This is a genomic window from Streptomyces umbrinus (assembly GCF_030817415.1).
Classification (GTDB): Bacteria; Actinomycetota; Actinomycetes; order Streptomycetales; family Streptomycetaceae; genus Streptomyces; species Streptomyces umbrinus_A.
The window spans coordinates 2089901-2108883 of the sequence record NZ_JAUSZI010000002.1 but is presented as its reverse complement, the minus strand read 5'-3'; the positions used below and the strand labels follow the sequence as shown (position 1 = coordinate 2108883).

Genomic DNA, 18983 nt, shown 5'->3' with positions numbered 1-18983 from the left:
GGGGCATGCACCCGAATATGCGAGGCGCGCCCGGTGCGCCTACCGTGGCTCGCATGGCAGACGCGGTGCAGCTGGAGGTGGCCGGGCGGACGGTACGGCTGTCCAGTCCGGACAAGGTCTTCTTTCCGGAGCGCGGCTTCACCAAGCGGGACCTCGCCGAGTACTACATCGCCGTCGGCCCCGGCATCCTGCGCGCGCTGCGGAACCGGCCCACGACCCTGGAGCGCTATCCGGACGGGGTGACCGGTGAGTCGTTCTTCCAGAAGCGGGCGCCGAAGAACATGCCCGACTGGATCCCCACGGCCCACATCACCTTTCCCAGTGGACGCAGCGCCGACGAGATGTGTCCCACCGAGGTCGCCGCCGTCGTGTGGGCCGCCCAGTACGGCACACTCACCTTCCACCCGTGGCCGGTACGCCGCGACGACGTCGACCGGCCCGACGAGCTCCGCATCGACCTCGACCCTCAGCCGGGCACCGACTACGGTGACGCCGTCCGCGCCGCCCACGAACTACGCGAAGTGCTTCACGAGTACGGGGATCTGCGTGGCTTTCCCAAGACATCCGGAGGACGCGGTCTGCACGTCTTCGTGCCGATCGAGCCTCGCTGGACCTTCACCCAGGTCCGCCGGGCCGCGATCGCCGTCGGACGTGAGCTGGAGCGCCGGATGCCGGAGCAGGTGACCACGGCCTGGTGGAAGGAGGAGCGGGGCGAGAAGATCTTCGTCGACTACAACCAGACGGCCCGGGACCGCACCATCGCCTCCGCCTACTCCGTACGCCCCCGCCCGCACGCCCCGGTGTCGGCGCCCCTCACCTGGGACGAGGTCCCCGACGCCGTACCCCGAGACTTCGATATCGCGACCATGCCCGCGCGCTTCGCCGAACTCGGCGATGTGCACGCGGACATGGACGAGCACGCCTACTCCCTCGAAGCCCTGCTCGAACTCGCCAGCCGTGACGAACACGACCACGGCCTGGGCGATCTGCCGTACCCGCCCGAGTACCCGAAGATGCCGGGCGAGCCGAAGCGGGTACAGCCGAGCAGGGCCAGGGACAAGAAGGAGAACGGCCCTACAACTCCTTGATCACAGCTCCTTGATCCTGATGTCCCGGTACGAGACGACATCCGTCGTGCCGTGCACCTGCAGTCCGAGATAGCCGGAGGCGAACCGTCGCCCGTCCGTGCCCGGGTCGTCCGAGCGTGGCGGGGTGAAGTCCTGGCCACCGGTGTTGTCGAACTCGTTGATCAGCACACCGTTGCGGTAGATCGAGTAGTGCTGGTCCACCACACGGATCTCGTAGTCGTTCCAGGTGCCCTTCTGGGTGACACCGGCTCCGGCCAGACCCACCCGGTCGAAGCCGTAGACCGAACCGCTCTTGTACATGTCGCCGGTGGGACTGTCGAACGCCTGGATCTCGTGCCCGTACTTGATGGCGACCCATTCGGGCCGTGACTCCTCGGGGTGGTTGTGGACCCCCGGGAACCGCACGAACACACCGGAGTTGGTGTTGCCCGTGCCCGGCGCGTCGTCACGCCACTGGAGCTTCAGGGAGAAGTCCCCGTACTTGCGCTCGGGGAACCACAGCATGCCGAGCCCGGCCTTCGTCGTGCCCGAGGTGATGGTCCCGTCGGCGTTCAGGCCGAACGAACCGCCGCCCACGTGCTGCCACTTGGCGAACGACCCCGGCGTACCGTCGAGGATCGTCCGGTAGCCCTCGGTCTGGCCGGGCTTGCCGATGCCCGACTGCTTGGCCGCCTTGTTGATCAGGTTGTACTCGCGCTGGACGACGACACCATCCTTGAGGAGGGCGTCCAGGACGGTCGTCACGTGCTTGAGGAACAGCGCGTGGGACGTCCACTCCTTCTCGTCCTCGATCAACTCGTTGATGCGGCAACGGCTGTTGGTGATCCGGTTCGGCACGCCCGAGTCGATCGTGCCGACGATGACCGTCAACCGCTCGTCGTACTCGGCACAGTTGGGCGCCGGCACACCGCCGCCAGGGGCGACCGTGAAGCTCACGGACCGGGCGTCGGAGGTGTTGCCCGCCTTGTCGCGCGCGCGGTACGCCACGGTGTGCGCGCCCACACGGTCGACCACCACGGGAGCGGTGTAGGCGAGGTACGGGCCGCCGTCGAGCGAGTACTCGATCGCCTCGACTCCCGAACCGTGCGCGTCCGTCGCGGTCACCGTCACCTTGGCGCTGTTGATGTACGCCCCGGACGAGTTCTTCGTGCCGTCGACGCTCACGCCGGTCACCGGGGGAGTCTTGTCCTCCTCGGGCGGTGCGACGACGGTGAACGAGACGGACTTCTCGGCCGCCGCGTTGCCCGCCTTGTCCGTGGCCCGGAAGCGCACTTTGTGGGTGCCCACCTCGTGGACCATGACCGGGGCGGTGTACGGCTGCCAGGCACCCGCGTCACCGATCGCGTACTCGATGGTGTTGACGCCGGAACCGGTGTCGGAGGCCGTCACCGTGACGGTCGCCATGGAGAGGTACTCCCCTTGCGGGTTCTGCTCACCGGTCACGGAGGCCGATGTCTCCGGGGGAGTGGTGTCGTCCGTCGGCTTGGCCACCACCGTGAACGACTCCGCCTTCTCGGCGGCCATGTTCCCGGCCTTGTCGAGCGCCCGGTAGCGGACCTTGTGGGCGCCGACCTGATCGACCACCACCGGCGTGGTGTACGGCTGCCAGGCACCCGCGTCACCGATCGCGTACTCGATCCGCTCCACACCCGAACCGGCGTCCGTCGCGCTGAGCGTCACGGTCGCCGAACCGACGTACGCGCCGTCCGCGTTCTGCGTACCGCTCACGTCCGCCGCGGTCTCCGGCGCCGTGGTGTCCTCGCCGGTGCCCTCGGTGACCACGAGGATGCCCTGCATCTGGCCGTGACCGGGGATGGTGCAGAAGTAGCGGTACCGGCCGGGAGTGAGTGTCACCTCGGCCGTGTACTTGCCGCCCTGGTCGTCGTTCGGGCTGGCAAGGATGTTCAGCGGTACGTCGTTCTGGTACTCAGGGTCGGACACGTCGAACGTCAACGTGTGCGGCATACCGGTGGTGTTGCCGGTCGCCTTGCTGTTCTCGAAGACGATCGTCGTGGGGCCCGCGACCGCCGTGGTGGGCGCGGACGCGTACTTGGTGATGTCGTCGCCGGCCGTCCACGTGAGTGTCTGCGCGGCCGCTGCCGCGCCGGCCGGAGCGCCGTCGGTCTGGCCGGACGCCGAGGTGGACGCGAGCCCGAGCACCATCAGCAGCGACGCCACAAGTGCCGTCCACAGCCGTCCAGTTCTTCGCCTTCGCATGTCCGTCATGCTTGTCACTGCGCCTCCCTGGCCAGCTGATCGGCGGCAGGCGTGGGGCCACCGCCCTTGTACGTCACCTGCCACAGCGCGGACTTGGAGTCCGACGTGAAGAAGCCGCGCCCGTAGTCGAGGACGTACAGCGTGCCGTCGGGGCCGAACTTCCAGTCCATGAGGTTCTTGATGCCGTCGTTGCCGATGGGAATGATCTTCTTCAACGACTCGGCGTGCACCGGAATGCCGCCCTGCCCCGCCGTCTTGGGGTCGAGCAGCACCGCGTGCCGCGGCTGGTCGGCGTCGTAGAAGTCGCCGACGAACCACTTGCCGTCCCAGTACGAGGGCCACTTGGCGTCGCTCGCGGTCGTGGCGTCGTACCGGTAGACCGGCCCGTCCATGGCCGCCTGGCCGCCGCCCTTCAGCCACGGCAGCAGGAACTTCTGGTCCTCCGCCTTGTACGACGGGATGCCGTTCGCGTCACGCGGGAAGTCCGGACCGCCGCCCTGGGGCGAGTACCAGATGGTGTTGGAGGTGACCGGCGGAAGGTTGACGAGGCCGTCGTTGTTGGGCGACTCGTTCTTCGGCGCGTCGCAGTTGTACCAGCCGAGCGGCTGGTTGGGATCGGGCAGGTTGCGGTCCCGGTAGGGCTGCTTGTTGCCCATGCAGTACGGCCAGCCGTGGTTGCCCGGCTTGGTGATCGCGGCGAACGTGTCGTACTTCGCAGGACCCCAGGTCGTCGACGGCGCCGAGGCGTCCGGGCCGACCCAGCCCGCGTAGAGGGTGTCGGTCTTCTTGTCGATCGAGATGCGTGCCGGGTTCCTGACACCCATCACATAGATCTCGCCGCGTGTCTTGCCGCCGCCCTCGGCGGTCTCCTTGCCCGTGAAGAGGTTCCCCTCGGGCAGGGTGTACGTGCCGTCCTGCTCCGGGTGGATGCGCAGGATCTTGCCGTTGAGGTTGTTGGTGTTGCCCGCGGTGCGGCGCGCGTCGGCGAAGGAGACGCCCTTGTAGTTCGGCTGCGGGTTGTTGCCCGAGTAACCGCTGCTGAAGCCACTGGAGTTGTTGTCGCCGGTCGCGATGTAGAGGTTGCCCTTCGAGTCCCACGCCATGCCGCCGCCCGAGTGGCAGCAGCTGTGGATCTGGACGGGCCACTTCAACAGGACCTTCTCGCTGGTCATGTCCAGCTTGCCCGTGGTCGAGCTGAGGGTGAAGCGGGAGACGTAGCGCTCGGCCATCCGGGTGTCGCGGTTGATCCGGGAGTGCGGCGTGTAGTGCAGATACACCCAGCCGTTCTCCTCGAACCGCGGGTCCAACTCGATGCCCAGCAGGCCCTCTTCGACCTTGATGAGCTCGTCGCCGCCGCCCTTGTTGCCGAAGACGGTGAGCGCGCCGGCCAGCGTGACCTTCTTGGTCTTCGGGTCGTAGACGTGGATCTCGCCCTTGCCCTTGCCGATGTCCGGGTTGGCCCAGTCCGTGACGACGGGCTGCGAGGAGTCGGCGCCGCCCCGGCCGATGTAGAACACACGGCCGTCGGGCGCGGTGACCAGGCCGTGCGGCTCACCGATCTGGTCGTTCTGGCCCGGCTGGTTGGGCTGGGTCAGGCGCTCCGCCTTGTAGTTGGCGTTGATCGTGGCCTTGCAGTCGGCCTGCGCGATACGAGTCGTCCAGTTCAGCGCCCCGCGCAGATGGGCGCGGAAGTCCGTCTCGTCGTACGAGGAGACCGTGCCGCCCATGCCGGTGTAGAAGGACCGGCCGCCGTCGTAGTCGCGGCACCAGGACACCGGGTGGTCCGCGCCATTCTTGCTGTCGCCCGGCTGGTACGTCGACTCGCGGACGCGGGCCACGGTGTGCACGTCGCCGGACGGGTTCTTGACCCAGTTCAGCCACTGGTCGGGGCGCTTCCACTGGAGGGGGAGGTCCTTGGTGGCCGGGTGCTGGCGGTCACCGACCTCAACGGTCGCGCGCTGTACGGCCGTTGGGCTGCCGGCCGCCGGACGGGCGCCGACGAGTCCCGAGAACCAGTCCGAGTAGGGCTCGGCGCGGGCCGCGTCATGGATGCCGAGGAAGCCGCCGCCCGCCTCCATGTACGCCTCGAGGCCGGACTCCTGCTCCGGTTCGAGGATGTCTCCGCCGCCGGTCAGGAAGACCACGGCGTTGAAGCGGCTGAGCTTCGTGTCGTTGGTGAAGACCGAGGCGTCGTCCGTGGCCGTCACGCTGAACCGTTGTGCCGCCGGCCCCGTCAGGCCGATGTCCTCGATCGCCTCGATCCCGGCGTTGACGACGGGCGACTCCTCGCCGTTCGCCGCGGATCCGTGGAAGATCAGCACACGTACGTTGGCGCCGCCGGGCGGCGACTTGATCGACATCGTTGTCAGCGCCGGGTCGGGTGCCTGGCGCGCGCTCGCGGCCGGCCCCGAGAGGACGCCTGCGGTGACGACTCCGGCGGCCAGCGCGGCCGCCCAGCCTCTCCGTCTACCTCTGCTCAACCCTCGTACGGTCAAGGGCTTTTGATGCGGTGTGAACCGCATGTGGTCACCCACCCCTCTGCTTCCTTTAGGGCTCGGTTCGCCGCCGGGGCGCTACAGCCTGGGTTGAGAGCGCGACCGTGCTCGACCCTCCTTCGTCGGGCCTCCGCGCGCTCGCACTCTCAACCCAGGCGTGCCCCTTTGGCTCACTCGCGTCACAGCAACAGCGCCATGGAAGCTAGACCTTTTCGTGGAACTCGCCAATAGGTATGACCGGGATCGCACGAACTTTGTCCTGGGTGTGGATAAACGGGCGCGATGCCACTACCGTCTCCCGGGTTCGTCTCTGTCACTCGGTCCTTCAATTCCGTCAATTCCGTCAATTCCGTTGATTCCGCACCCAGTTGGGGGAGTTCGGCATGGGCACCACGGACGACATGGACAGACGCGGCCTCAGTCGGCGGATGGTGCTGGGCGGGGCCGCGGTGGCCACGGTCGCGACATCGTTGTCGCTCGTGGCGGCGCAGGACGCCACCTCCGCGGACAGTCCGGTCCGGACCGCGCCCGCGGGCGGCGAGGTGAAGCACCTCAAGCTCTACATCGAGAAGCTCGCCGACGGATCGATGGGCTACGGCTTCGAGAAGGGCAAGGCCTCGATCCCCGGCCCGCTGATCGAACTCAACGAGGGGGACACCGCCCATATCGAGGTCGAGAACACGATGGACGTGGCGGCGAGTCTGCACGTCCACGGCCTGGACTACGAGATCTCCAGCGACGGCACGAAGCTGAGCAAGTCGCAGGTCGAGCCAGGTGACACCCGTACGTACACCTGGCGCACCCACGCCCCCGGCCGCCGCAAGGACGGCACCTGGCGGGCGGGCAGTGCGGGCTACTGGCATTACCACGACCACGTGGTCGGCACCGAACACGGCACGGGCGGCCTCCGCAAGGGCCTCTACGGTCCTGTGATCGTCCGCCGCAAGGGCGACATCCTCCCCGACAAGACGCACACGATCGTCTTCAACGACATGACGATCAACAACAAGCCCGGCCACCAGAGTCCCAACTTCGAGGCCACGGTGGGCGATCGCGTCGAGTTCGTGATGATCACGCACGGCGAGTACTACCACACGTTCCATGTGCACGGTCATCGCTGGGCGGACAACCGCACCGGGCTGCTGACCGGCCCCGACGACCCGAGCCAGGTCATCGACAACAAGATCGTGGGACCCGCCGACTCGTTCGGCTTCCAGGTGATCGCCGGGGAGGGCGTCGGGGCCGGGGCGTGGATGTACCACTGCCACGTCCAGAGCCACTCGGACATGGGAATGGCGGGCCTGTTCCTGGTGAAGAAGACGGACGGGACGATCCCGGGGTACGAGCCGCACGAGCCGCACGAGCACTGACAGCTCCGCTGGGGGGCTGGTTGGTGTCTGCGGGTTCGGTGTCGCCGGCCGCGCAGTTCCCCGCGCCCCTTCGGGGCGCGGGCAAGGCGGTTCTTCAGGGATGCACATTCGACCATTCGAACAGGGAGCGCTCTCAATGGTGCGTCGTACGGCGGTTATCCTGATCCGCAAACGCCGCCCTGAGGAGCCCCGAGGTGTCCGAGCAGTCGACAGAGCCCCGCCCGACACTGGAGGCCGTGGCCGCCAGGGCCGGAGTGTCCCGGGCCACCGTGTCGCGTGTCGTCAACGGCGGTGACGGTGTGCGGGAGCCCCTGGTCGAGCGGGTCAGGCAGGCCGTCGAGGAACTCGGCTACGTGCCCAACCAGGCCGCGCGCAGCCTCGTGACCCGGCGGCACGACGCCGTCGCCGTGGTGATCGCCGAACCGGAGACCAAGGTCTTCGCCGACCCCTTCTTCGCGCTTCAGCTCCGGGGCATCAGCAAGGAACTGACGGCTCACGACTCGCAGCTCGTGCTGCTGCTCACGGAGGGGCGCGCCGACCACGCGCGCGTGGGCCGCTATCTCGCAGGCGGCCATGTCGACGGCGCGCTCGTCTTCTCGCTGCACCTCGACGACCCGCTGCCCGGCCTCATCCACGGTGTGCCGACGGTGTACGGCGGGCGGCCCGGGTGGATCGACGGCTCGCGCGGCGCGGTGTACGTCGACTGCGACAACCGGGGCGGCGCCCGCGAGGCCGTACGCCATCTCGTCGGGCTGGGCCGCCGGAACATCGGCCACATCACCGGCGCTCTCGACCAGACCTCGGCGGTCGACCGGCTCGACGGGTTCCGGGACGTGATGGTGGACGCCGATCCGAAGCTGATCGCGGAGGGCGACTTCACTCCGGGGGGTGGTGAGCGTGCGATGCGGGAACTCCTCGACCGCTGCCCCGATCTGGACGCGGTGTTCGCCGCCAACGACCTCACGGCGGTGGGCGCCATGCGCGTCCTGCGTGAGCGGGGGCGGCGGGTGCCCGAGGATGTCGCGGTGGTCGGCTTCGACGACATGCTGCCGTTCACCGAGCAGGCCGACCCACCGCTCACGACGGTCCGGCAGGACATCGAGGAGATGGGCCGGCTGATGGCGCGGTTGCTGTTGCGCGGGCTCGAACGGACCGCGTCGACGTCGGCGTCCGGCGGGTTGGCGGGGGCGCCGTCCAGTGTCGTCCTGCCGACGACACTGGTGAGGCGGGCCTCGGCGTAGTCGCTCCGCGGAGCGCGGTTCCCCGCGCCCCCAAAAGATGAAAGACAGGGGCGCAGCCCCGTCTTTCAGGGGCGCGGGGAACTGCGCGATCAGCCACGACGCACCCGCAGATGAATCACCACACTCCAGCGGAGCGCCTACGCGCCTACGACCCGACCGTCACCGTGAAGCGGCGTGGGTTGCCGTCGTGGGCCGCGCCCGAAACGTCGGGTTGGCCGTCCGGGCGTACGTCGTCGTACGGGAAGGCGTAGCCGATGGGCGAGTTGGCGTGTACGACGCGCGACCAGTGGTTGACGGCCGAGCCCTTGTAGTAGTCGGCGGTGGTCGTGCCGTTGGGCTGGGTGGGGTGGGTGAGCATGATCGAGCGGTTGAAGCCGGCGGCGAGGCGGGCGAGGAGGGCCTTCTTGTCGTCGGAGTCGCCCGGGTTGTTGGCGAACGGCCCGTGGTTGCAGGTGAAGATGTCCTTCGATGTGGGCTTGGCGAAGGTGTGGCCGCCCGCGAAGGTGAGCGTGTCACCGCTGACCCGGCCGGTGAGCGTGCCCCGGCCGCCCTGGAGGTCGATCTTCAGGTCGGTCGAGCGGTACGTCGCCCACACCTCGTCGATGTAGCTGTTCCAGAGGTCGCGGAACGGCATCTCGGCGGGCCGGTCGAAGTACGGGGCCATCAGGTTCTGCGGGGAGATCACACGCAGTACGGAGCCGCCGTCGCCGCGGATCACCAGCTTGTCCCAGGGCTGGCCGTCCCTGGCCGCCTGTGCCGTGAGGTCCGAGGCGATCCTGTCGACCGCGCCGTCGGGCAGGGGTGCGACCGTGTGCGTGGTGTCGCCCTCCAGGGTCAGGCCGATGGGGAGGGCCGTGACCAGGTCGACGTAGCTGATGTTGGCGTACAGCTGCTGGGTGTTGAACGTGAACTCGCAGAACGACCAGGTCTTGCCGTAGTTCGAGTCGCCGGGCGTGGCGAACGCGGGCTCCACCAGCGCGGGGCCCGGGTTGAGGAAGAAGTTGAGCGTGCTGTCCCGGACGAAGTAGACGCGGGCGCCGAACATCTGAGGCAGCGTCAGGACCTTCGGGGCCGAGCCGGCGGCGCCGAGCGGGATGGCGCAGTCGACGGGCAGCGGGGTCTGCGGCGCCGAGGGAGAAGTGGGCCGGTAGACGCTGCCGTCGGCCCGCAGCAGCACCCAGTCGCCCGTCGACTGCTCGTGCCCGGTGACGTACGCGCGGACCGTGCCCGGCAACGAGGCGTTCTTGAGTGCGAGTTCGCATGTGGCGGGGGCCGCCTCGGCGGTGGGGCTGAGGGAGCTTCCCCAGACGGGGTAGCTCGCGGTGGCTCCGACGGCTGCGGCTCCGGACAGGAACGCTCTGCGTGAGATCACGGAAGTCTCCTGGGGTGTGGGGGGGGGAGGCAGGGGGACAGACCGACCTGTGGGGGGTCGGCGCCCTGCGGTGCACCACTGTTCCCAGGGGGAGTTGGGGCGTCAAGGGTTACGACTGAGAGCGCTCTCGAAAACTGCTTGCGTTCAGAAGTTGACGGTGAGGTCGACGGCGAAGTTGACGGCCCGGTAGCCGAGTCCCGATCGTGGGGACCCGGCCACGGATCGCCCTGCTGCCTGCCCTGTTGCCAGTCCTGTTGCGAGTCCTGGTTCGAGCGCTGCGGTCAGTTGTGTGGTCAGCTCTGTGGTTCGCTCTTGATCACCGCGAAGCGTGCGCCGTACGGGTCGGCGAGCTTGGCGATACGGCCGACGCCTTCCACGGACGTGGCGGGCATCCGGACCGTGCCGCCCAACTCCTCGGCCTTGGCGACCAGGGCGTCGGCGTCCGTGACTTCGAAGTACGGCAGCCAGTAGGCCCCTGTCTCCCGCTCTATCGGGTCGTCGGCAAGCGGGACGACACCGCCGAACATGGAGTCCTCGCCGCCCTCCGCGGGATTCACGCACGTGTACGTGCCGCCGGGGAACGGCACGGCCGAGGTCTCCAGGCCCAGTACGGAGTTGTAGAACGCGGCTGCCGCGGCGATGTCCGGTGTGTAGAGCTCGACCCAGCACAGGGAGCCCGGGTCGCCCGCGACGTCGATGCCGCGCAGCTGGCCCGGCTGCCAGACGCCGAAGGAGACGCCCGCCTTGTCGCTGAAGACGGCAAGCCTGCCCTCCTCCATGACGTCGTCCGGCGCCATGAGCACGCGGCCGCCGGTCTGCTCGACGGCCTTTGCGGTGGCGTCGGCGTCCGGGGTCTGGAAGAACACGTTCCAGGACGGTGGGCCCTGTTCGGGAGAAGTCTGCATGCCGCCGGCGGCGGTCTTCCCCGCCAGTTGGAAGAAGCCGTAACCGCCGGCCTCCGGTCCCGCCGACCGGAAGTCCCAGCCGAAGAGGCCGTTGTAGAAGGATGTGGCGCCGTCGATGTCGCTCGTGCCGAGATCGACCCAGTTCGGGGCGCCGGTGACGAAACGGGTGGTGAGCATGTTGCCCTCCTTTGAGGGGTCCCGTTGCCTGCACCCCGAGTCTTGCACCGCGCACTGACAATCGCTGCCGGAGCGCTGCCACTGGGCTTGGCGGGGCGTTTGGTTACCCTCAGTGTTCGGGGGATCCCTGTGTGTGGTTGGGTGCTCGCGGTTGTGGGTGTGTGCGGGGCGGTGGGGGCTCGTCGCGCAGTTCCCCGCGCCCCTTTGTGGCGCGCCGCCGTGCGGTCGGCCGCACGCGGGCGTCATCATTGGAGCCGCGCTCATCGCTGGAGTCGGCCGTGGCGCGGACGGGAGTCCCGGACGAGGCTTCGGGGCTCGCATTGATCCGGCGTTGATCGAACGTTTTTCGGTGGGCGGCACGATCCTGGGCATGCACAACGACACCATTGCCGCGCCCGACCTCTCCTGGCAGGAACAGGCACTGTGCGCCCAGACCGGATCCGAGTTCTTCTTTCCCGAGCCGGGCAGCTCGGTGCGTGAGGCGAAGCGCATCTGCGGGCTGTGCGAGATACGCTCCGCCTGCCTCGAGTACGCGCTCGACCACGACGAGCGCTTCGGCGTCTGGGGCGGCCTGTCCGAGAAGGAGCGGCTCAGTCTCCGCCGCACGCAGGACCAGCAGCAGCACCAGCAGTACTGACGGCGGCGCCGGTCATCCGTGCGTCACCGTGAACCGCTCCGTCCCGGCCGGTACCCGCACGTCCTGGCCTGTCACCCCCAGGTCCCGCCCGTCGGCGGACGCCGCCCGCACTCGGCCGAAATGGCACGGATAAACGAATCGCACCCCGTCCGGAGCCTCCGTGATGTCGACGGTCACCGTTCGCCCGGCCGGATCGTGCGCGAGCCGGTACCCGAACGGCTCCCCGAAGAGCGTGGGCGCCGCCTCCACCGCGACCTCTGCGCCCTCCGGCACCCAGTGCGGGCGTACGCCCGGTGCGATGTAGAGATGCGGATCGCGGTCCTCGTCCGCCTCGAAGAAGAGGATGTCGCGGATCAGCAGCAGATACTCGGCCGCCGCCCAGCCGTGCGGGATGTCGCCCATGTACCAAGGACGGTGCGGGACTTCGGCGAAGTCCGAGGCGACCGGGAACGCGTGCTGCTCGTTCCACGCGCCAAGTGCCGCCACCCGGCCCGCCGTTCGGGGGAAGCCCGCACCGACCGTCCAGCCGAGCAGCGCGTCCATCCGGGCGGGATCGCCCGCCAGCAGGTACGCGTGTGCCAACTGCAGGGTCAGATAGGGCCCGTACGCGTTCCAGGCGGCCTCGTGGCGATAGCCGCCGGTGACGAAGTGCGCGTACATCGTGCCCAGGGTGAGGCGGGCGGCCCGGTCGACCTCGTCGCCCAGCTTGCTGCCCATGTGCAGGCGCAGCGAGTGGAAGTAAGCGGCCGTGCCGATCATCGTGGAGTCGAGCCGTCCGGTGTCGGCGGGCCCGGTCGGGATGTACGTCTCCCAGGCGCCGTGAGCGCGCTGCTCGGCCAGCACCCAGCGGACGGAGTCCCCGGTGGCCCGCTTCAAGTCGTCGAAGGCGGACCAGAGTTCGGGTACCTCCGGTGCGTCGATCCGCTCCGCGAGGCGCGCCGCCTCGTACAGTCCGGCGAGGCCCCAGAGGTCGTCCCAGTAGTGCGGCTTGTCCCGTTCGCCGAGGTGCTCGGCGCTCCAGCCGCTGTGCAACAGCCCGTACCCGTCACGGTTGTCGCGGAGCCAGCGGGCCGCGTCGCGCACGTACGGGACGTACAACTTCGCCCCGAACGCCGCCTGTCGGCCGACGGTTCGGTCGAACCGGCCGATCGCCCAGAGCGCCTGGCCGTTGCTGTCCCACTCGCGGTCGTCCTTCTCGTGAGGGCCGCCGTAGAAGCCGTACTCGGCGCAGGGGCCGATCCGGCCGGTGCCCCGGTTGAACCGCAGCGGGTAGTGCGTGCCCAACTGGTGCTCGGCCAGGGCCGAATCGCCGACCAGCGAGCACGCCGTGGCCTCCACCGACGAGTCGCGGATCCAGAACGAGTCGTAGACCGTCGGGCCCGGATGGATCTCTCCATGGTCGGAGAGGATCAGAAGCTGCGACCGCGACTGCCGGAAGAGGTCCGTCAGATGTCCGACCGGGGACGGTAGTTGAGGCTGGAGCCCTTGTCCCAGCAGCTTCGCCGCCCAGAAGTCACGGTTGGCGGACTCCAGTTCAGTTGCCGGAGTTCCCTTCAGCTCCGCGAGATCATCTGCCCCGGCGTACAGATCGACCGGTAGCCGTACATCCAGCTCGAAGACCACATCCACTCATGGGTCTGTGCCATGGTGTGTCACCCCCTCCGGGCACCGTTGCACCGCGGTCGCGAACCGTAAATGCGTACGGCAAAGGGTTGAACGTGTAGGGCGGACGGTCGGGGTGCGAGGGGCGGCTTTCGGCTTCGCGGCAGGCCACATCGGTAATTCGGCGCGCACCACCGTCCCCGACAGGCACAATCCACCCCATGGTCCACACCCCGCGGCATCAGGCCGAGAGCCTCCTGAACGCTCTCGATCCACTCCCGTATCCCTTGCGCATGCGTGAACTGGCCGCTCGCACACGGGAATTGGAGGAGACGCGTCCGCTGCTGGACGAGCTCGAATCGCGCGGCGCCTACGAGCGAGGGCTCGCTGTCGTCGCGGCGGCCGTCGCCGGGGACACCGAGTGGATCGCGGCGCGTATCGCCGATCCGGACTCCTTCGTGCGCGGGCACGCGTTGCGCACCGCCGACAGTCTCCAAGTGCCGGACTCCGCCTACGAGTCGGCACTCACCGACGCGCCCGAGGCGATACGCCGGCAGCTGCTGCGTGCTGTCGTCGCGGGCCGACGTACCGCGCTGGCGGACCGGCTCGTCGACGGGGTGCGGGCGGAATGGGGCGACGAGGAGGCGGCACGGCTGCTGCCCGGGTGCTCTCCGGAGACGGTCGCCCGGCTGCTGCCCGCGCTGCTGCACGCGGTACGGGGCTCGAAGGCCCTCGGTCGACGGCACCCCAATGCCCTGCTGGACGTGGCGGAGCGGGAGTTGGCAGCCCTGCCGGAGTCGCTGCGTGACGCCTGGTGGCAGCGGCACACCGAGGTCGTCGTCGTCACCGTGACCGCCGAGCCACTGCGCGTGCTGGAGCTGGTCGAGCGTCTCGGGCCCTCCCGGATCCCTGCTCAACTCCTCGACCAGGCGGGCGCGTTCGCCGCCGTCGCGCCGGAACGCGTGCTCCGGCTGCTGATCTCGGGCCGCTTCCCCTCCTACATCGGCGCACGCAGCCTCTCGCTGCAACGCAGACTGGCGCGATCCGAGGCGGAGGAACTCGCCGGCTACGGGCGGATGTTGACCGCGTTGGGTGGCCTCGCGCCGCTCCTCCAGGCGCTGCCGCCCGCTCGCCGTCACGCCTTCTACACGGCGTCGACCGCGGACCGGGGCGCAGGCGGTGCCACCGTGGACGCGGTCATCCTGGAAGCGCTGCCCCGCAGTTGCGTCGCCGAGGAGGCCCGGCGGATGGCTGTCGCGGCGCGCGAGCGCGGGGAGGCCTGGGACACCGTGCTGCTCGCCGAATCCTTCTTGCCCGTCGCCGAGGTACGGGAGCGGCTCATCGAGGCGACGCGCCGCCCCGCCGCCGAAGACCGGGCGCTGGCCTGGCCGTTGCTGATCCGCAACGCCGCCCGCTCCGGCGACTCCGCGGCCGTCACCTCCGTACTGGAGGAGTCGGCCCGGCTGCGCAACGAACAGGATCCGGTGCGGCTGCCTGCCCTGAACGCGATGTCACGGACCCCACCCGCCCTGTTCACCGAGGACGCCGAGCCGCACCTCGACCGGATCGCCGCCGACGCCGTCGAGGCCCGGGACTCCTCGCACCAGACCCGGGGCAACCTCAGCGAGCTCGCCCTGTCCGTGCTGCGGGAGCACGCGGCGGGCGGATCACGGGAGTTGGTGAACTGGGCGCTGCGCACACTCGTCCGGATCTCCGGCAACACCGGACGCGCCGACCTGGGCCGACTCGACGCGAAGCTGCGGCGCGGCCAGGAACACCAGGTGTACGAGGCGCTGCGGCCGTGGATAGAGGCGGGCGCCGAGAAGGCCGACTACAGCCTCGCCTTCTCGCTCGCCCGGGCCGTGGGACGTCGCGCCCCGGGCATGTCCGAACTGCAGGAACTGCTGTGGCAGGCCGTCAGGTTCGGAAGCGACGGCACCGTGCGCGACGCGGTCGAACTGTGGCTGGAGCCGCCCGCCACCCGCGACGAACGGGCCGCGCGCGTCCTCGCGCTCGAACCCTCGGCGGGAACTCTGCGGCCGGTCCTGGACGTGATCACCCGGCGCCGTACCGACCTCCTCGACGTGCTCCTCGCGGACACCCCGCCGTACGGGCGTTTCCTCACCAAGGGCAGCCCGTGGACCGTGCCCGTGAGCCATGACGTACGGCGCTGGCTTCCACGTCAACAGGAGGCCGTGGCCCGGCAGTTGGCCGAGCAGGCCGCCGATGCCGGGCTGCCGTCGTACACGCGGGTGGCCGCCATCGCGCAGGGCGCGCGGATACCGGGCGCGGGCGTCGGACTCGTACGCGACTGGACCGGCGCGTCGGACGTCGTGCTCGCGGAGGCCGCCCTCGGCGCACTCGCCCATACCGACCGGCCGGGCGACGCGCTGCCCGAACTCCTCGCGCACGCCGGGAACGACCGCGCCCGCGTCGCCGTGTACGCGGCCACACAGGCATCCCGGCACGTGGCGCCTTCGCAGCTCGTGGAGCAGTTGCGTGAGGTGCTGCTCGGCCCGGGCATCAAGGTGACCAGCCGCAAGGAGGCCGCCCGTCTCGCCGCCGCCAGGCTTCCGATACCGGTGGCCGCAGGGCTCCTCACCGAGGCGTACGAGCGGCCCGGTGCCCACCTCGACGTGCGTGCCGCGTGTGTCGCCTTTGCGGGAGCACTGCTCACCGAGGAGAACGTCTGGACACTCCTGCACGACGCGTCGGGCGCCGAACCGGTGCTCCGCGCGGCCGTCCTGCGCGTCTCGCCCCTCGACCTGCCGGAACGGCACCGCGCGCGGTACGCCCGTCTCGTCCGTGACGTGTGTGCGACCGACGACCCGGCAACGGCGACCCTCGCCTTCGCAGCCCTGTCCCACTGGGCACCCTGGTCGCCGGACGCCCCCACCGTCCTGGCCTCCGCCACGGCGGACCTGCCGAACCGCACGAGCTGGCGGGCGGCGGCGCAGGGCCTCGTGATCGCGGCGGCGGGATCGGCCGGGGGAGCGGGCGGCCTGCGGGAAGCTCTGCGCGTACTGGCCGAGGCGGAGGGGGAGTCCGAGCCCGAGTCCGAAACCGAGGCCGGAGCCAACGCCTTCGCCGCCGATGCCGAACCCCGTCGCGACCGCCCCGCCCGCCAACGGGTCGACCACCTCGTCGCCCGGCTCGCCCAGCAGGCCAGGACGGCCGCCGTCCCCATCAGGGAAGCGGCCCTCGGGGCAGGTGAGCTGCTCGCGCGCTACGACGGATTCGTACCGCAAGCCGCAAGCATCGCGGCGTTCCATCTCGACCTGGACGCGGCGGCGGAGCGGGTCGACGCGTCCCTGGACCGGCTGGCCGCGCTGACGGAAGGGCGGCCGGTGCTCGCCGCCCGCACCGCCACGGAACTCGCCGCGAGGCTCCGCCGGACGCAGGAGGGCGACGCCGAGATCCTGTTCGGCGCCGCCCAACGGCTGACTGTCCACGGCGGCCACAGCGAGGGACTGCTGGCCACAGCGATCACGGCCACACTCGGCACCCGCACGGGCTGGGCGCCTCAGTGGCGAGCCCAGCTACGAGCCCTGCGCCGCCATCCGCACCCCGACGTCCGGGACGCGGCACTGGCGCAGATGACGGCGTACGAGTGAGGCGCGCCCCTAAGGGGCGCGGGGCTGTGTCGATATACGGCTCCGCCGCGTGGGCGCGCTCAGCCCTCGACGAGCCGCAGCCGAACGACTCGCCCGAGCCAATCGGTCAGACGGCCGCGGCCCGCGCCGCCATCCGCGCCTTGCGAGCCGCGAGCTTCTCGTCGAACTTGGAGGCCTCGGCGTCGAGCCCGCCCATGTAGAGACCGAGCTCTTCCTGGGCCTTGAGGCCCTCGGGGCCCAGACCGTCGATCTCCAGGACCTTGAGGTGACGCAGCACCGGCATCAGCACGTCGTCGTGGTGGATCCGCATGTTGTAGACCTCGCCGATCGCCATCTGCGCGGCGGCCCGCTCGAAGCCGGGCATGCCGTGTCCGGGCATCCGGAACTGGACGATGACGTCCCGCACGGCCTGCATGGTCAGGTCGGGGGCGAGCTCGAACGCGGCCTTGAGGAGGTTGCGGTAGAAGACCATGTGCAGGTTCTCGTCGGTCGCGATGCGCGCCAGCATGCGGTCGCAGACGGGGTCGCCCGACTGGTGGCCGGTGTTGCGGTGCGAAACGCGGGTCGCGAGCTCCTGGAAGGCGACGTACGCGACGGAGTGCAGCATCGAGTGGCGGTTGTCCGACTCGAAGCCCTCGCTCATGTGCTGCATACGGAAGGCTTCCAGCTTGTCCGGGTCCACGGCGCGCGACGCGAGCAGGTAGTCGCGCATCACGATGCCGTGCCGGCCCTCCTCCGCGGTCCAGCGGTGCACCCAGGTGCCCCAGGCGCCGTCGCGGCCGAAGAGGGAGGCGATTTCGTGGTGGTAGCTGGGCAGGTTGTCCTCGGTCAGGAGGTTCACGACCAGCGCGATGCGGCCGAGCTCGGTGACCTTGGACTGTTCCTTGTCCCAGGCCTCGCCGTCCTCGAAGATGCCGGGGAAGTTGCGGGCGTCGGACCAGGGCACGTACTCGTGCGGCATCCAGTCCTTGGCGACCTTCAGATGACGGTTGAGCTCGGTCTCCACCACTTCTTCCAGCGCGTACAGCAGCCGTGCGTCGGTCCAGTCGGAGGACGGGCTGCCGAGATGGGGAGAAGTGATCGTCACGGGGGCTCCAGGGGGGACGTAAATGCTGAGCGTTCACACAACCTACGGCATCGTAGGCTACGTATCCGTAGGTTACGATGCCGTAGGTTAAGCCCGACGTAAAGAGCCCTGATCAGCGACGATCTCTCCGGAGATCGACAAGAGCCGCTTCCTTGAGTCGCACCTGGCGGACACCGCAGGTCCCAGGGGACGAACGGGTGTCCTGGTCGGTCGTTCAGGCGTACAGCCCCCTGAGCCGGACCGAGAGGCAAGTCACACAGCCTTCGAGCTTCTCGAACTCGCTGATGTCGACGAGGACGGGCTCGTGGCCGAGATCGGCGTACAGCTCGGCGGTCTTGGGCGCGCTGGCCGCCATCAGCAGCCTGCCGCCGCCGAGGAGCACCACGTGGGCGCCGGACTCCTCCGGCACCCCGAGGAAGCGCGGGAAGATCGACGGGGTGTCCACCAGCGGCTCGTGCCCGACGACCGTGCCGTCCGGGAGCGCGGTGACGGCCGATTTCAGGTGCAGCACCTTGCTCACCGGTACGGCGACGACGCGGGCGCCGAGCGGCTCGAAGACCGCCCTCAACTGCTGGATGCCGGCCCCGTTGGTCCGTCCGCCCCGGCCGACGTAGATCGTGTCGCCGACCTTGAGGACGTCGCCGCCGTCGAGTGTGCCCGGCTCCCACACCCAGTTCACCGAGCAGCCGAGCCGTGCCACGGTCTGCTCGACCCCGGTGGTCTCGCCGCGCCGCGACTCCGCGCCGGAGCGGCCGATCAGTGCCACGTTGCGGTAGACGACCACCGAGTCCTCCACGAACACGGAGTCCGGGCAGTCGTCGGCGGGCTCCACCTCGACGGTCTCCCAGCGGTGCGTACGCAGCGCCTCCGCGTACGCCTCCCACTGTTCGACCGCCAGCTCGACGTCGACCTTCGTGCGCTCGATGTGCGTGACCAGACCCTCGGCCAGGCGGGGGCTCGGGCGGCGGATGAGGGCTTTCTGGCTGGGCACGTGCGTTTCTCCGTCTCGGCCGGGTGTGTCCCCGCACATCATGCAGCCCATGCCGGAGTCACAACAGCCCCCTGGGTGCGGGCCTGGAGAGGGGGTTGTGTGGGGGTGGGAGGTGCCCTGTCCGATATGGGCGGGGTTCGCGGAGGCACGCCCCATCAGGGGCGCGGGGCCGTGACATTCTGCGGCT

Annotated in this window: 12 protein-coding genes; 5 read left to right on the top strand and 7 right to left on the bottom strand. The window is 69.7% G+C overall.

Annotation, left to right across the window (positions count from 1 at the left end):
- Positions 1 to 53 precede the first annotated feature (53 nt).
- On the top strand, positions 54 to 1088 hold the full coding sequence (gene ligD, locus QF035_RS09965; protein WP_307519685.1) for a non-homologous end-joining DNA ligase: 1035 nt from the start codon (positions 54 to 56) through the stop codon (positions 1086 to 1088).
- Here ligD and QF035_RS09960 read toward each other — a convergent pair whose 3' ends face one another.
- Positions 1089 to 3305: an OmpL47-type beta-barrel domain-containing protein gene (locus QF035_RS09960; protein WP_307519684.1), complete on the bottom strand. Its 2217-nt coding sequence runs from the start codon at positions 3303 to 3305 to the stop codon at positions 1089 to 1091.
- Between the two features lie 14 nt (positions 3306 to 3319).
- The gene (locus tag QF035_RS09955; protein WP_373466940.1) at positions 3320 to 5827 is read right to left on the bottom strand and encodes a ThuA domain-containing protein; all 2508 of its coding nucleotides are present in this window, start codon (positions 5825 to 5827) and stop codon (positions 3320 to 3322) included.
- Positions 5828 to 6201: 374 nt separating this feature from the next.
- On the opposite strand from QF035_RS09955, the gene QF035_RS09950 reads away from it, so the two are divergent.
- Positions 6202 to 7170 (top strand): multicopper oxidase domain-containing protein, encoded by a 969-nt coding sequence (locus QF035_RS09950; RefSeq protein ID WP_307531017.1) that lies wholly within the window; start codon positions 6202 to 6204, stop codon positions 7168 to 7170.
- A gap of 194 nt (positions 7171 to 7364) precedes the next feature.
- Complete coding sequence (locus tag QF035_RS09945) at positions 7365 to 8411, top strand: LacI family DNA-binding transcriptional regulator (protein ID WP_307519682.1); 1047 nt, start codon at positions 7365 to 7367, stop codon at positions 8409 to 8411.
- A 145-nt stretch (positions 8412 to 8556) separates the two neighbouring features.
- Here the strand turns inward: QF035_RS09945 and QF035_RS09940 are convergent, their stop codons facing one another.
- A complete protein-coding gene (locus tag QF035_RS09940; protein WP_307519681.1) occupies positions 8557 to 9783 on the bottom strand; it encodes a glycoside hydrolase family 64 protein in 1227 nt (408 codons plus the stop codon).
- A gap of 293 nt (positions 9784 to 10076) precedes the next feature.
- Positions 10077 to 10865: a VOC family protein gene (locus tag QF035_RS09935; protein WP_307519679.1), complete on the bottom strand. Its 789-nt coding sequence runs from the start codon at positions 10863 to 10865 to the stop codon at positions 10077 to 10079.
- Between the two features lie 370 nt (positions 10866 to 11235).
- On the opposite strand from QF035_RS09935, the gene QF035_RS09930 reads away from it, so the two are divergent.
- On the top strand, positions 11236 to 11502 hold the full coding sequence (locus QF035_RS09930; protein ID WP_307519678.1) for a WhiB family transcriptional regulator: 267 nt from the start codon (positions 11236 to 11238) through the stop codon (positions 11500 to 11502).
- A gap of 12 nt (positions 11503 to 11514) precedes the next feature.
- Here the strand turns inward: QF035_RS09930 and QF035_RS09925 are convergent, their stop codons facing one another.
- The gene (locus QF035_RS09925) at positions 11515 to 13131 is read right to left on the bottom strand and encodes a hypothetical protein (protein WP_307519677.1); all 1617 of its coding nucleotides are present in this window, start codon (positions 13129 to 13131) and stop codon (positions 11515 to 11517) included.
- A 194-nt stretch (positions 13132 to 13325) separates the two neighbouring features.
- Here QF035_RS09925 and QF035_RS09920 point away from each other — a divergent pair, with 194 nt between their 5' ends.
- Entirely contained in the window at positions 13326 to 16718 is a 3393-nt protein-coding gene (locus tag QF035_RS09920) for a hypothetical protein (RefSeq protein ID WP_307519676.1), read from the top strand.
- Between the two features lie 106 nt (positions 16719 to 16824).
- On the opposite strand, the gene QF035_RS09915 is transcribed toward QF035_RS09920, so the two are convergent.
- Positions 16825 to 17805 carry an acyl-ACP desaturase gene (locus tag QF035_RS09915; protein ID WP_307519674.1) on the bottom strand — a complete coding sequence of 327 codons (981 nt, stop codon included), beginning with the start codon at positions 17803 to 17805 and terminating at the stop codon, positions 16825 to 16827.
- A gap of 214 nt (positions 17806 to 18019) precedes the next feature.
- The gene (gene ddaH / locus QF035_RS09910; protein ID WP_307519672.1) at positions 18020 to 18796 is read right to left on the bottom strand and encodes a dimethylargininase; all 777 of its coding nucleotides are present in this window, start codon (positions 18794 to 18796) and stop codon (positions 18020 to 18022) included.
- Between the last annotated feature and the right edge of the window lie 187 nt (positions 18797 to 18983).

What these genes read in the sequence shown, in the direction of transcription:
- ligD (WP_307519685.1), top strand. Translation starts at nt 54, where the DNA reads ATGGCAGACGCGGTGCAGCTGGAGGTGGCCGGGCGGACGGTACGGCTG.
- QF035_RS09960 (WP_307519684.1), bottom strand. Translation starts at nt 3,305, where the DNA reads ATGCGAAGGCGAAGAACTGGACGGCTGTGGACGGCACTTGTGGCGTCG.
- QF035_RS09955 (WP_373466940.1), bottom strand. Translation starts at nt 5,827, where the DNA reads ATGCGGTTCACACCGCATCAAAAGCCCTTGACCGTACGAGGGTTGAGC.
- QF035_RS09950 (WP_307531017.1), top strand. Translation starts at nt 6,202, where the DNA reads ATGGACAGACGCGGCCTCAGTCGGCGGATGGTGCTGGGCGGGGCCGCG.
- QF035_RS09935 (WP_307519679.1), bottom strand. Translation starts at nt 10,865, where the DNA reads ATGCTCACCACCCGTTTCGTCACCGGCGCCCCGAACTGGGTCGATCTC.
- QF035_RS09930 (WP_307519678.1), top strand. Translation starts at nt 11,236, where the DNA reads ATGCACAACGACACCATTGCCGCGCCCGACCTCTCCTGGCAGGAACAG.
- QF035_RS09920 (WP_307519676.1), top strand. Translation starts at nt 13,326, where the DNA reads ATGGTCCACACCCCGCGGCATCAGGCCGAGAGCCTCCTGAACGCTCTC.